Below are 15,472 nucleotides of genomic sequence, written 5' to 3'. Positions count from 1 at the left end.
CTGCAAACTCTGCGTCATAAGCATGGATAGATTCAATGATGTATTCCCGCGGGAGGATATTGGGCAACCTTTTATATCGAGGGTAGTTTTAACTACACTTAAAAAGTGTGGATGATTTTCGAGTACATATCACTACCTTATGAGTTAAAAGAGATCTGCATAAAGAATCGGGACCTATCAGCTTGATCAGGTGCGGTTTTGCGAGCATCATCGCAATTATTTTGTAGATGACGTAATGCAATGCCTTCCAGTAAAACTCTACAGCAAGCAATTGCCGACATCACTATCTGGCGTAAAGGGGAACAGCGCGCGCCGCATAAGCCGCTGTTGCTACTCCACGTACTGTCCCAGTATCATCGCGGACATTCACGGATGTTCGATTACGCCTCAGAAGTTCGCGATCAGCTACATAGCTTACTGGAACGCTTTGGCCCACAGCGAGCTCAATACCGACCCGATATGCCCTTCTGGCGTCTAAAAGGCGACGGCTTCTGGGAATTACGCAACGCTGAGCAATGCTCAACTGAAGGCAGCAGGCAGCCTCCCTCTAAAGAACTGGAGACCTATCACGTTGCAGGCGGCTTTGACGAAGAACACTTCGCACTGCTGAGCAAGAATAAGAGGTTGATTAACACCCTGGCGCATCAGATCCTGCAGGCCCATTTTCCGAAGAGTATTCAGGAAGAGATCGCCGACGAGATGGGATTTGATATCCAGCAAATCCGCAAAGAACGCGACCCGCTTTTCCGCCAACAGGTACTACGCGCCTATAACTATGAATGCGCTATCTGCGGCTTTAATATGCGTCATGACAATACCTCCGTCGCGCTGGAGGCTGCGCATATCAAATGGAAGCAGCACGGCGGCCCATGTGAAATTCCCAACGGTCTGGCGCTATGCGCCATTCACCACAAAGCGTTTGATAAAGGCTCGATTGGCCTGGATGAGCATATGCGAGTACAGATATCTTCCGCGGTTAACGGCGGCGGTATAGTCGGAAAACTGTTCTGGGATTTTGATGGGAAGCTGATTGGGCTACCGCAGGGGAAAGAGAACTACCCGAGAGACAGCTTTATTGAGTGGCATAAGCGAGAAGTTTTCAGAACATAACAATAGAAAATTTAACTAATCATTGGTGATAAATATGCCCTTTCCAAGTTATAAAGAGATAGAAATCCCCCTACTTTTATATATCTACAATGGAGGGGGAAAGGTAAGTTCTTCCTCATGTTATGAGCCGCTGGGCAAGGAGTTCGGCCTTACGAACGAAGAAATGAACATGTTACTCCCTGATGATACTAATCGCCCTCAATGGAACAACATGGTCCAATGGGCGAGGAAAAAGCTTGTTGACTACAAGTACCTCCACAATGCAAAAGAGTCAGGCCTTGGTATCTGGAAGCTCACACCAGATGGCATCAAAAAAGCAGAATCACTTTCCACCCGATTGAATATCGATTATCCAGATGATGTTCCGGAAACCTTTTACGAAGGTGCCGTAAAGCAAATCAAAGTTAACAAATACGAACGTAGTAAAACGGCGAGAGACAAATGCATAGATCACTACGGCTGTCAGTGCAGCGTGTGCAATATGGATTTTGAGGAAACGTATGGTGAAACCGGGAAGGACTATATTCACGTCCACCATATTACACCGCTTTCTGATATTGGAGAGCGCTACAAACTGGATCCCGTAAAAGACCTTCGCCCTGTCTGCCCCAATTGCCATGCAATGATCCACAGACAAAAACCCTCACTCACTATTGAGGCATTGAAAGTCTTAATGAAGAAGGCACAAAAATAGGAACGAGTGAGGACAGCCTGTTAAACACCGAACAAAATCGGTACAGGAAATTGAGAACATACTTACAAAATAGTGAGTTACATTAAATTCTGACGATTGAATGTACAACTGGAGAGAGGTAGCATGCACTGATGCCTCATCCATTAACGGATTATCCTAATATGTCAGCATTCCGAAGGCTGGCCTGAACGCGGAACGTGCATGAACAAATCCAACTTCGTTTTTCTGAAAGGCGTTAACGACTTCATTTATGCCATTGCCTGCGCGGCGGAAAACAACTACCCCGACGACCCTAATACCACCCTCGTCAAAATGCGCATGTTTGGCGAAGCCACCGCGAAACATCTCGGCCAGTTGCTGGATATACCCGCCTGCGAAAACCAGCACGACCTGCTGCGCGAACTGGGCAAGATTGCGTTTATTGATGACAGCATTCTTGCCGTTTTCCATAAGCTGCGCCGTATCGGTAACCTGGCCGTCCACGAATATCATAACGATCTGGATGATGCCCAGATGTGCCTGCGACTCGGGTTTCGCCTCGGCGTCTGGTACTACCGGCTGGTGACCAAAGACTATGAGTTCCCGGTGCCCGTGTTTGTTCTGCCGGAGCATGGCGAAACGCTTTATCACGCAGAAGTCCTCACGCTGAAGCAACAGCTGGAACAGCAGGCGCAGGAAAAGGTACAAAGCCAGGCCGAGCTGGAGGCTCAGCAACAAAGGCTCATATCTCTCAACGGCTACATTGCCATCCTTGAGGGCAAACAGCAGGAAACCGAAGCCCAGACCAAAGCGCGTCTGGCCGCGCTGGAGGCCCAGCTTGCGGCAAAAGATGCCGAGCTGGCGAAGCAGACCGAACAAGAACGCAAGGCCTATCACAAAGAGATCACCGACCAGGCTATCAAGCGCACGCTGAATCTCAGCGAAGAAGAGAGCCGCTTCCTGATTGACGCCCAGTTGCGTAAAGCGGGCTGGCAGGCTGACAGCAAAACGCTGCGTTTCGCCAAAGGCGCACGCCCGGAAGCGGGCGTCAACAAGGCGATTGCGGAATGGCCGACCGGTAAAGATGAAACGGGTAATCCCGGCTTTGCCGACTACGTTCTGTTCATCGGCCTCAAACCCATCGCCGTGATTGAAGCCAAGCGCAAAAACACGGACGTATCCAGCAAGCTCACCGAGTCGTATCGCTACAGTAAATACTTCGATAACGCCTTCCTGCGCGATACGCTGCTGGAACATTACTCGCCCGATGAGGTGCATGAAGCGGTACCGGAATATGAGGTAAGCTGGCAGGATACCAGCGGCGCGCAGCGCTTTAAAATCCCCTTCTGCTACTCCACCAACGGGCGCGAATACCGCGCGGCGATGAAGACCAAAAGCGGTATCTGGTATCGCGACGTCCGCCACACCACCAACATGTCGAAAGCGCTGCCGGAATGGCATCGCCCGGAAGAGCTGCTGGAGATGCTGGGCAGCGACCCGCAGCAAAAAAATCAGTGGTTTGCCGACAACCCCGGGATGAGCGAACTCGGCCTGCGCTATTACCAGGAAGATGCCGTCCGCGCGGTGGAAAACGCTATCGTTAACGGCCAGCAAGCGATCCTGCTGGCGATGGCGACCGGGACCGGTAAAACCCGTACTGCCATCGCGCTGATGTTCCGCCTGATCCAGTCCCAGCGTTTCAAACGCGTGCTGTTCCTGGTCGACCGTCGCTCGCTTGGCGAACAGGCGCTGGGGTCGTTTGAAGACACACGGATTAACGGCGACACCTTTAACAGTATTTTCGATATCAAAGGTTTGACCGACAAATTCCCGGAAGACAGCACCAAAATCCATGTCGCTACCGTTCAGTCGCTGGTCAAGCGTACGCTGCAATCCGATGAACCGATGCCGGTTGGCCGCTACGACTGTATCGTCGTCGATGAAGCGCACCGCGGCTACATTCTCGATAAAGAGCAGACCGAAGGCGAGCTGCAGTTCCGTAGCCAGCTGGATTACGTTTCCGCCTACCGTCGCATTCTCGACCACTTCGATGCGGTAAAAATTGCCCTGACCGCCACGCCGGCGCTGCATACGGTGGATATTTTCGGCGAGCCGGTTTATCGCTACACCTACCGGACAGCGGTGATCGACGGCTTCCTGATCGACCAGGATCCACCGATTCAGATCGTCACCCGCAACGCGCAGGATGGCGTCTACCTTTCCGAAGGCGAACAGGTGGAACGCCTGAACCCGCAGGGCGAGCTGATCAACGACACATTGGCTGACGATCAGGATTTTGAGGTCGCTGATTTTAACCGTGGCCTGGTGATCCCGGCGTTTAACCGCGCGGTATGCGGCGAGCTGACCAAATACCTGGATCCCACCGGGCAGCAAAAAACGCTGGTGTTCTGCGTCACCAACGCCCATGCCGATATGGTGGTGGACGAGCTGCGTACCGCGTTCAAGAAAAAGTACCCGCAGCTTGAGCACGACGCGATCGTCAAGATCACCGGCGATGCCGATAAAGACGCGAAGAAAGTGCAAAGCATGATCGTCCGCTTCAACAAAGAGCGGCTGCCCAATATCGTGGTCACCGTCGACCTGCTGACCACCGGCGTCGATATTCCGTCTATCTGTAATATCGTGTTCCTGCGCAAAGTGAAAAGCCGCATTCTCTACGAGCAGATGAAGGGCCGCGCCACGCGTCTGTGCCCGTCGGTGGGGAAAACCAGCTTTAAGATTTTCGACTGCGTCGATATCTACAGCTCGCTGGAAAGCGTCGACACCATGCGCCCGGTGGTTGTGCGTCCGCAGGTGGAGCTGCAAACGCTGGTCAATGAAATTACCGACTCAGAAACCTATAAAACCATTGAAGCGGATGGTCGCAGCTTTGCCGAACACAGCCATGAACAGTTGGTCGCCAAGCTGCAGCGCATTATCGGCCTCGCCACCTTTAACCGCGACCGCAGCGAAGCGGTGGATAAGCAGGTCCGCCGTCTGGACGAACTGTGTCTGGATGCGGCGGGCGTCAGCTTTGGCGGCCTGGCTTCGCGCCTGCGGGAAAAAGGGCCGCACTGGAGCGCCGAGATTTTCAATAATCTCCCCGGCTTTATCGCCCGCCTCGAAAGGCTGAAAACCGATATCAACGCCCTGCGCGATGCGCCGATCTTCCTCGATATTGATGATGAGGTGGTGAGCGTCAAATCGCTGTACGGCGATTACGACACGCCGCAGGATTTCCTCGAAGCCTTCGATGCGCTGGTGCAGCACGCTCCTAACGCCCAGCCCGCGTTGCAGGCGGTGATCAATCGCCCGCGCGACCTTACCCGTAAAGGGCTGGTGGAATTGCAGGAGTGGTTTGACCGCCAGCATTTTGAAGAGTCATCCCTGCGTAAGGCGTGGAAAGAGACGCGCAACGAAGACATCGCCGCCCGATTAATCGGCCATATCCGCCGTGCGGCGGTGGGCGATGCGCTGAAACCCTTCGACCAGCGCGTCGACCATGCGCTGGAAAAAATTAAAGGCGAGAACGACTGGAACAGCGAGCAGCTAAGCTGGCTCGAGCGTTTAGCGCAGGCGCTAAAAGAGAAAGTGGTGCTCGACGACGACGTGTTCAAAACCGGCAATTTCCATCGTCGTGGCGGTAAGCCAATGTTACAGCGCACCTTTGACGACAACCTCGACAAGGTGCTGGATAAGTTCAGCGATTACATCTGGGATGAACTCGCCTGACGCGTTATCATCCCCGGCAATTTCTTCTTCTGCGGCCCCGATAAGGGCCGCTGTTTTACATGGGATCTTCAATGAACAATAACGATCTGGTCGCCAAGTTATGGAAACTGTGCGACAACCTGCGCGACGGCGGCGTCTCCTATCAAAACTACGTCAATGAACTCGCCTCGCTGCTGTTTTTGAAAATGTGTAAAGAGACCGGCCAGGAAGCGGACTACCTGCCGGAAGGCTACCGCTGGGATGACCTGAAATCGCGCATTGGTCAGGATCAGATGCAGTTCTACCGTAACCTGCTGGTCCAGTTAGGCGCTGATGAGAAAAAGCTGGTGCAGGCGGTGTTCCATAATGTCAGTACCACCATTGAGCAACCCAAACAGCTGACTGAGCTGGTCAGCTATATGGACGCGCTGGACTGGTACAATGGCGACCACGGGAAATCCCGCGACGACTTCGGCGATATGTACGAAGGGCTGTTGCAGAAGAACGCCAACGAAACCAAATCCGGCGCGGGCCAGTATTTCACCCCGCGTCCGCTGATTAAAACCATTATCTATCTGCTGAAGCCGCAGCCGCGTGAAGTGGTGCAGGATCCGGCGGCGGGTACGGCGGGCTTCCTGATTGAAGCGGATCGCTACGTGAAGTCGCAGACTCACGATCTGGACGATCTCGACGGCGATACCCAGGATTTCCAGATCCACCGCGCATTTATCGGCCTCGAACTGGTGCCCGGCACCCGTCGTCTGGCGCTGATGAACTGTCTGCTGCACGATATTGAAGGCAACCTCGACCACGGCGGCGCTATCCGTCTGGGCAACACCCTGGGCAGCGACGGCGAAAATCTGCCGAAGGCGCATATTGTCGCCACTAACCCGCCGTTTGGCAGCGCGGCGGGCACCAACATCACCCGCACCTTCGTGCACCCGACCAGCAACAAACAGCTGTGCTTTATGCAGCATATTATTGAAACCCTGCACCCCGGCGGCCGCGCGGCGGTGGTGGTGCCGGATAACGTGCTGTTTGAAGGCGGTAAGGGTACCGATATTCGTCGCGACCTGATGGACAAATGCCATCTGCACACCATCCTGCGTCTGCCGACCGGCATCTTTTACGCCCAGGGCGTTAAAACCAACGTGCTGTTCTTTACCAAAGGCACGGTCGCCAATCCGAATCAGGATAAAAACTGCACCGACGATGTGTGGGTGTATGACCTGCGGACCAATATGCCGAGCTTTGGCAAGCGCACGCCGTTTACCGAGCAGCACCTGCAGCCGTTTGAAAACGTCTACGGTGAGGATCCGCACGGCTTAAGCCCGCGCACCGAGGGCGAGTGGAGCTTTAACGCCGAAGAGAGCGAAGTCGCCGACAGCGAAGAGAACAAGAACACCGACCAGCATCAGGCCACCAGCCGCTGGCGCAAGTTCAGCCGCGAGTGGATCCGCACCGCAAAATCCGATTCGCTGGATATCTCCTGGCTGAAGGATAAGGACAGCATCGACGCCGACAGCCTGCCGGAGCCGGACGTGCTGGCGGCAGAAGCGATGGGCGAGCTGGTGCAGGCGCTGGGCGAACTGGATGCGCTGATGCGCGAGCTGGGCGCGGGGGATGAGGCGGATGCGCAGCGTCAGTTGCTGGAAGAAGCGTTTGGTGAGGTGAAGGCATGAGTGGGGGGAAATTGCCGGAGGGGTGGGTAGATACTCAATTAGGCAATATTGTTGACTATGGTAAAGCGACCAAAAGAGTTTTATCTGACGTTAACGATGACACATGGGTACTTGAACTCGAAGATATTGAAAAAGAATCATCAAAGCTATTAAGCACAATCAGAGCAAGCGAACGTCCGTTCAAAAGTACTAAAAACAGCTTTAAAAAAGGTGATGTGCTTTATGGAAAGCTACGCCCTTATCTAAATAAAGTTATTATTGCAAAAGAGGATGGTGTCTGTACTACCGAGATTATTCCCCTAAATGTAGAACCTACATGCTGTAATAAGTACATTTTCTATTGGCTTAAAAGCTCAACATTCCTGGGATATGTTAATGATGTCAGTTATGGCGTAAATATGCCCCGCCTGGGAACGGCTGATGGCCTTAAAGCACCATTACGACTCGCCCCGCTTGCCGAACAAAAAATCATCGCCGAAAAACTCGATACGCTACTGGCGCAGGTAGACAGCACCAAAGCACGTCTTGAGCAAATCCCACAAATCCTGAAACGTTTTCGTCAGGCGGTGCTTGCAGCGGCAATGAGAGGAAAACTGACTAAAACATGGAGAACTCATAATTCATTTAATCTTTCATTGCAAAAATATTATGATTTAACAAAAGGGAAAAAATTAAAAGCCAAAAATACCTCTGAGCCTTTTGAAGAAAAGACGTGGTTACGTTGTAATGTTGGGCATATTTTTAATGTTAAATCAGGTGATGGCCTTACGGCTAAAGAAATGAATGCCTCAGGAGATATCCCTGTTTACGGAGGCAATGGCATTGCAGGTTACCATGATAAGCATAACACTGAAGAACCAACCATTGTTATTGGTCGAGTAGGATATTATTGTGGTTCAGTTCATTTTACTCCTGAAAAATCGTGGGTAACCGACAATGCATTACTCGTTGATTTTAACAGAGAATTAATTGCAGAACAGTTCGCATATTGGCTACTTAAGGCTACAAATTTAAGAGTTGATACATCCTCCTCAGCTCAACCTGTTATAAGTGGAGCAAAAATTTATTCTATAGAAATAGCTATTCCTCCGATTGAAGAGCAACACGAAATCGTGCGCCGCGTCGAACAACTCTTCGCCTACGCCGACACCATCGAAAAGCAGGTCAACAGCGCCCTGACCCGCGTCAACAGTCTCACCCAGTCGATCCTGGCGAAGGCCTTCCGCGGCGAGCTTACCGCCCAGTGGCGTGCGGAAAACCCGGATCTGATCAGCGGTGAAAACAGTGCCGCCGCCCTGCTGGAAAAAGTTAAGGCTGAACGCGCCGCCAGCGGCGGTAAAAAAGCCTCGCGTAAAAAAGCATAGTCCTTATAAAAGCGCACCGAAAGCGTGCGCCTTTATCTATTCACGCCCATTTATAATCCGCAAAAATATATCTTATTTATTCCGAATCGCGCTTATTACGTTCTGTTTTTAGCTGGACTTTTCTTTTATTTACTGTTGATATAGACAGGTATTTAGCGCGATGCGGTCGTGCGCCAACACAACCGCATCGCTCATCACAATCACTATTCCAGGAGAATAGCAGTCATGACTGATACCCATTCTATTTCAGATCCGTGCGATCCAGAAGTCTCCCCAACAAATAACCGTCACTTAACCGTGAGTTATGCGAGCCGTTATCCGGATTATACCCGCATTCCCGCCCTCACCATGAAGGGCCAGTGGCTGGAAGCCGCCGGTTTTGCCACCGGCACAGAAGTCGATGTGAAGGTGATGAACGGTTGTATTGTGCTGACGGCAAAGCCGCCGCAGCCGGAAGACTCTACGCTGCTTCAGTCTTTTCATCGGGTGGGTAAGCTGTCCGCCCGTAAGCAGCGGCAGGTGCAGGACTTTATCGACGTGATTTCAGGTAAACGTTCCGCCTGACGCTAACCGCTCCCGACCGTGAGTCGGGAGCGGTTCCTGATCAAGGAGCAATAACCTGCACCAGCACATCGGTTGCCCAGCTCTCCTCGCTGTTCACTACCAGGCCTTCTGCGCAGGCTTGCGCCATATTCCCAAGCTGGAAAGAGACGTCATCATTAAAGTTAAAATCACGCCAGGCTCGCGCAAAGTTAATACGCCAGTATCCCATCCCCTGATCAAAGCGGATTTTCAGCGCCTGGCCATTATCAAAACTTACCATCAGCTTACGGTGGTGCGGAATGTCGCGGCCAGAGTTGAACGCCTGAATCTCCACGGCTCGTCCCATGGATGCCGCAAACCACTGGTCGGCAAAATCCTGGAAGTCCGCTTCACTCATCCAGTCATGGAACGGTTTGTTCCCCGGTCGCTCTTTACTCCTGAACAGCGTATCAATCGTCACTTCCGCCTCTTGTGTCAGCATCGGTTTCAACGTCTTCAATAACCCGCCTAACAACGCCAGCGCTACGGGGTTTTGCAGATAGCGATCGCTGTAGTGGATACGCGTCACCCGGCATTCCGTCAGCAGGCGCTGAATATCATCCTGAGACTCGGTCAGCAGGTTCCAGAAGCGCTGGCCAAACTGAGAAACCGGGCCGTTAAGCTGCTTATGGATTTCAATATCGTTAACCAGGCCTTTGCTGCCCGCATCCTCGGATGGCAACTCGGTTTTATAAAGCGCTATCGGCGCCTGCAAATGGCTGCGAATAACCATCTGGCTATTCAGATGCCAGTTCGGCCCGGGGATGGTTGCTTCATGGCTGCGAGAAATTAACGTCATCAGGCGATCGTCAAACGTCACCTGCGCAACGAGCGGCGTATCCTTATCCAGCTCAGACTGGCACAGCTGCACGCCTATCGCCGTAAACTGCGCGAGTTCCAGAAGGATCTCCGGATCGTCAATGTTTCGCGGGATAACCAGCACCACCTCAACATCATCTTTTAGCCGGTAGTTCTGGATCGCGGTGCGGAACTGACGGGCATACAGATCCCACTCATTCAACGGCCCACTCATCCACAGCGTGAGCTTTCGACCACCATCGTTGATGGCCCGCCGCAGAGCATCTTCAATGCTCCCAGGGCAATATTGCGCATCAGCCAGTGAGAATTTCTCCTCATCCGGCAAACCAATATAGTGGCTGAAATCCGCCCCCAGCCAGGCCAGCGCCGCTTTACGATCCAGCAGATCGTGATCGTGGCGGGTCTGTGAGTCGAGCAGGCACTCGCTACAGGCGGTATCACAGTGGTGGCATCCCAGCTGCTTCACCATTCCCTTCAGCACGGCCTCAATATGCAATGGCGCGCTGGAAGCAAAGCCCGCACCGCCGCTGATAATATCGTACAGCTGTACCGCCAGAACGGATTGCTCGTTCTCCAGCCTGACCGGGCGCACCGCGTAGCCCAGCTCCGCTGCGGAAACACCCAGCACGCTAGCCAGCGAGCGCCGCAGCGCCACGGCCAGCGTCATTGCAACAATGCGACCTTCTTCCGTGTTATCAGCTATATACTCTCCGTCCTGCGGGCGGCGTACAATCAGTTCTAAGACATCCGTCCGCGCCAGCGCCCCCAGCGTGACATTTTTATTCAGCGCCGTTGAACCCGGGCAGATAATCCGCTGATTCTGGCTATCCCGGTCGGCCTTTCCAAGACGGGGCGGATAGTGTGCTTCCATGGATTTCGGCGCATCCGTGAGGTTGAGCATCGACTCCGCACGACCGCAGCTCAGGCACAGCGCATAGCCGTGACCGCCTTCCCCCATACTTTGCTGGAACACATTACCGTCCGCCCCGGAAGCCATAAAGCCCATCAACGGGTTCGGCAGCGGTACACGCTCGGCCTTAACAAATACCCAGGCCGGCACAACCGGAATGAATTTCATGGTCTCAATATTATTGGTCACCGGATCGTGCGCATCCGTCACAAAACCCGCAGGTTGTAAAACCTGACGTCGGTTTTCCGGCGTGATGCGCTCACCACACGCGTCATTGGTACAGAACAAGTCTCCCGAACCGCCAATACCTTCCTCATAGCCTAACGTACCGCATTTGTGACAACGCCAGGCGCTATCCAGACGCTGAGCTTCATTGGTATCAGCATTAAGATTATGCCAGTGCAGAGACACCCCAGCGGAGCGGAAGACCCGGCCATCAAGGATAATCTCCGCGCCCGGCGCATACTCACGGATCGCCACGGAAAGGTTGCGTGAAGGCAAGCCTTTATAACGCGAGACGTTATCTTCACGATCGCTCTTATCACGGACTTTGTACGTTTTCTCGCGGATATAATCTTCCATAGTGAAGTTATCAAAAGTGACAACATCCGTTGGGAAGCCATATCCAGGCAGGAAGGTTCTGGCCGCCAAATCGCGCAGCAGATACTCGCCGCAGTGCCGTTTTTTCTCCAGCTCCAGACGTTTGCGATACGGCGTATTGGGCTGCGATTCACTTTCCTGCTTAACAAGATCGCGATAAATTCCCAGCCAGCGTTTCTGCAGCGCCGTAATCGCGTCGCACGTTTTATCCCGCAGCTTTTCTGCCGCAACGCCATGAAGCACGGTGCCTTTAACCAAACGAACCAAAGCCGCGTCAATACTCAGCGTCGGACGCTCCAGCCAGGCTTTGAAACGGTTACACACCGACTGTTCAAGCTCTTCACCAAAGAACCACTGACTATTAAGGCTGGTGCGTTCTTTTTCGGTTTCACCGATGACATGGCACAAATAATCTGACAGCAGCAGAGAATTGACATGGCGCTGTACCAGACGCTCAGAATTCATTGCCACCATCGGCGCAGGGATCACCGTTTCAAAAGGCCAGAGAGGGTTAGCAAAAACCTGCCGATCGTGCGGGTTGCCTTTGCACAACGTGTAAGAAATAGCGCGGGACTCTTTGCTTCGCCCGGCACGCCCGGCACGCTGTAAATAGTTAGCGGGGTGCGGTGGAACGTTATTCATCACCACGGCAGAAATCCCGCCAATATCTACGCCCATTTCCATAGTGGTTGAACAGTTGAGAACGTTAAGCTGTCCGTTTTTAAACATACGTTCATAACTTTGCAGACGTTCGGATGATTGCTGGGCGGAATGCTCTGCCGTGCGGTAGTAAAATCCACCTTCAACGACGCGATCGTTAATGTCCGTCCAGAGGTTTTGCGAACGTAATTGTGCCACCAGAGGGTCCTGACCCAGCCAGTCACGAACTTTTATTAACCCATCGACATAATCATCCTGAGAACGATCGTGCTGCCAAATCTCAGGCAGCGTCACCGCCTGGGCGATAAAAGCGTCATATTGTGTACTGGTCAGCCGTTCAAACTGAATATGCATTGGCAGATAAGGCGTCAAACCTCTGAAAGCCGTCGCCAGTAATTTATTAGTTACCGGGCAAATATAGGCTTTTTGAACCAGAGAGAATGTCAGATGTTCTTTAGGTAAATAAAAACGGTTGCCGTCAGATTTCAATACCGCTAATGACCCCGTCAACTGAAGCCATGCCTCTTTTAGCCACGCATTAACGATATCTATTGTGACCGTATTTACGCTGCTGAATTTAGCGCCGAGGATCAAAAGTTTGACCAGACGCTGCGTGACATTACCGTGACGAATTTGCGGCCAGCGTTTAACCTGGTTGTCATCAGGCTCTTTCGAATCGGGATTACGGACAAATTTTGAAGAGAAACGGCTACCAATCCAGTTTTTCAGATCTTCGTCCAGCTGGGTGTAGTTGCTTTCCCTGACATAAAAATCCAGCGTGACCTTAAGAAAATCACGCCAGTCATCCAGAGTTAACCCTTTATCTTGCCAATTAGCAGGAATGCTATGCGCCTTCTCCAGCCCCTGATAACCCACCTGAACCAGCCCTTGTGTCTCCAGGCTATTTGTGCGTTTCGGGCGCCGCATGAATTCACGGAAAAGCAGCATTTCAGCGAGTTTTAAAGGGCCACCATTTTCAGTGAAGATTTCAGGCTTGAGATAGTGGTTATACTGCAAGATAGGACCTTTGATATCCGCCTTATCTTTCAATTCCTTGACCATTTCGGACCAGGAAAGAGAAATCAAAACCGTATCGACTTTTCCGCCAGTGGCGACCTGGATAGCGTGCTCTAAGCGCTCAGCTTGTTCTTCACGACGGATCGCTTCTTCCGGCATCCCCCAATCATGAAGATTTTTCGCTTCTTCACGTGCCTGTGCTGCCATCTCAGTCAGCTTCGTTACGTCGGCCTGGGCATTTGGTGCATGTGTTGACTGTTTACGTTGGTGCCATCCAAGAATATCCACCACGCTACCGCGCAAACGGCTGCGCTCCGCTTCCTGCTGCATCCGCACCGCCATCCGTGCCGTTCCCTGACGACTATCAGTGAAGGTAATCAGTCGCCGCCCTCGTCCAGGCAAAGAAAGCGGGCCAACCCCCTCTTTGCCTTCATCACTGATAAAGTCCTGACAATATTCCAGCACGGTAGGCACGATATTCGTCACATAAAAAGGCCCGCCTAACAGTGCCCGCCGGAAGGGTTGTTTACCTTTCCCCCCTCTATAACCGCAGTTGCTGGCGCTACAAACCTGCTCAATATCATTCATCGCCAACGGAATACTATCCGGGTTGACTACGCCAATACTTCGAGTTTGACGATCGAGGCGCTGCACGATATAGCCCATTTCGGTATTACATTCCGCGGCAATAATATGGGGTGGCTGGAATACCTGTTCTTTTTGAACTTTTTCACTCGAAGAGTCAAAATCGTCAGGTGCTTCATCCTGCAGCGAAAACTCATCCCCGCCTTTATTGTCCCACTGTACAAGCTTTCCTTTTTTGTCACGGGCAAGTAAATGCGGTTCATTACACTCATTGCAGAACGCGAGTTCATAAACAGGGCTGCCACACTCGCAGTTTTGCCGCTGATTCACATATACATTGCCAAAAGGCCACCCCTTCTCAAGCGCAGTAGTGTGTTTAGCTGAGCAATGTTTATCTACGCAGGCCCATATCCCTTGGGTATTACGCTGGAAAATATGCGCTCTGACTTTCAGAAATGCCGGTTCCTGCGCATTGGGAAGCGTACCGGTACAGAGATCGAGCCAGCGCAAAATATCCTGCTGAGTGTATTGATGTTTTGTTAGCTCATTCAATCGCCGGGTGAGCGTATCAAGAGTCATCGGTCTGGGTTGACTCACAAGCATTTCGCGGAGATGACGCGCTTGCGGAGAGTGGGTGAGCGCGGTGTAGCGCTCAAGGCTAATACCCTCCCCATCAGAATCAGGGATATGCTCAAGCTCATCCAGGGATAGAGAAAGATGCTGGCACGGCGCCAGGTCAGGAATGACACGGCTACCTCCCAGAACATCAATACGTTCCTGTGGCACACCGGACAACTCAGACAAGAATTTTTTCAGCTGTTTTTCAGCATCACTTCCAGCAATAGTCGCCGATGTTGCAACAAAGCGAACATCATCAGGCGTAACGCCAAACGCCGTCATGACACGACGGAGTTGTAAAGCCAGTTCAGCAGCCTGAGATCCTACGTAGGTATGGGCTTCGTCCAGAACGATCCAGCGTAATGATTTTTCCGCTTTTGATTTCTGAATGATAGGTGCATCAACCTGACGCACCATCATGTATTCCAGCATGGTACCGTTTGTGACCAGAATAGGCGCAGGTTCCTCACGCATTTTCTCACGCGAAAGCACTTCGTTTGGCCGGTTTGTCTGCTCACTTTTTACTGAGGCATGCAGCTCTTCAGTATTACCGTTATACAGACAGTACCGAATCCCGGTTCCAAAACCTTGGGTCCAGGCATCTAAACGTTCACGCTGTGAATTGATCAGGGCATTCAGGGGATAAAGGAAAAGGGCTCTAACGCCTATAAGTGGGTTTTTCCCGTTGTCCCGTAGTTCACGATAAAGATCCTCAAGCACCGGAACCATAAAACACTCTGTTTTACCCGATCCCGTGCCGCTGGTCACAACCACCGAATGTTTTTTATCCAGTAATGCCTGCCAGCTGGCTAACTGATGTGTGAAAGGTTTCCAGGTTGAGCCAAAACGATAGCGTCCGTTTTCTTCGTTATCGAGAGAATCAACAACCTCCTTACTCAGTAACGTTTGCTTTGTGGCAAGATCCCTCATCGTGAAATTTGACTCTTTCCAGCCAAATGTTTGTTCAAATACGGGAGAAGCCAGAAATGTTCCATCCTTTCCACATTCAGCCGCCATCTGCTGCGTAAGGTGCTCGCGAAGATACGGGTTGGTTACGCCCATAATGCTCAGCGTAGCTTCCGTCGAACGAGATAACGACTGTTCAATCAGCGAAGAAAAATAGCGTGTAGTCATTCTTATT

The 15,472-nt window shown here is 52.1% G+C and carries 7 protein-coding genes; 6 read left to right on the top strand and 1 reads right to left on the bottom strand.

All coding sequences use genetic code 11. The annotated features are described in order from the left end of the window. The first annotated feature begins 240 nt into the window (after positions 1–240). The 6 genes from AC007G_RS18790 (at position 241) to symE (ending at position 9,104) form a co-directional block, all read left to right on the top strand. On the top strand, positions 241–1,110 hold the full coding sequence (locus tag AC007G_RS18790) for a phosphorothioated DNA-binding restriction endonuclease (RefSeq protein ID WP_032698273.1): 870 nt from the start codon (positions 241–243) through the stop codon (positions 1,108–1,110). Positions 1,111–1,144: 34 nt separating this feature from the next. Next, positions 1,145–1,804 carry a winged helix-turn-helix domain-containing protein gene (locus AC007G_RS18785; protein WP_032698274.1) on the top strand — a complete coding sequence of 220 codons (660 nt, stop codon included), beginning with the start codon at positions 1,145–1,147 and terminating at the stop codon, positions 1,802–1,804. A gap of 201 nt (positions 1,805–2,005) precedes the next feature. Next, positions 2,006–5,515 carry a type I restriction-modification system endonuclease gene (gene hsdR, locus AC007G_RS18780; protein ID WP_479466643.1) on the top strand — a complete coding sequence of 1,170 codons (3,510 nt, stop codon included), beginning with the start codon at positions 2,006–2,008 and terminating at the stop codon, positions 5,513–5,515. Between the two features lie 71 nt (positions 5,516–5,586). Further along, positions 5,587–7,176, top strand: a complete 1,590-nt coding sequence (hsdM, locus tag AC007G_RS18775) for a type I restriction-modification system methyltransferase (protein ID WP_479466642.1) — start codon at positions 5,587–5,589, stop codon at positions 7,174–7,176. After that, positions 7,173–8,540, top strand: coding sequence for a restriction endonuclease subunit S (locus AC007G_RS18770; protein WP_142631149.1), 1,368 nt, complete (start codon positions 7,173–7,175; stop codon positions 8,538–8,540). Before hsdM ends, AC007G_RS18770 begins: the two co-directional genes overlap by 4 nt. A gap of 225 nt (positions 8,541–8,765) precedes the next feature. Continuing rightward, on the top strand, positions 8,766–9,104 hold the full coding sequence (gene symE / locus AC007G_RS18765; RefSeq protein WP_142631148.1) for an endoribonuclease SymE: 339 nt from the start codon (positions 8,766–8,768) through the stop codon (positions 9,102–9,104). Between the two features lie 40 nt (positions 9,105–9,144). Here the strand turns inward: symE and AC007G_RS18760 are convergent, their stop codons facing one another. Beyond that, the gene (locus AC007G_RS18760) at positions 9,145–15,465 is read right to left on the bottom strand and encodes a DEAD/DEAH box helicase (RefSeq protein ID WP_142631147.1); all 6,321 of its coding nucleotides are present in this window, start codon (positions 15,463–15,465) and stop codon (positions 9,145–9,147) included. Positions 15,466–15,472: the final 7 nt, after the last annotated feature.

The organism is Klebsiella sp. CSG-1 (assembly GCF_056521145.1).
This window is presented reverse-complemented; position numbering and strand designations above follow the sequence as displayed.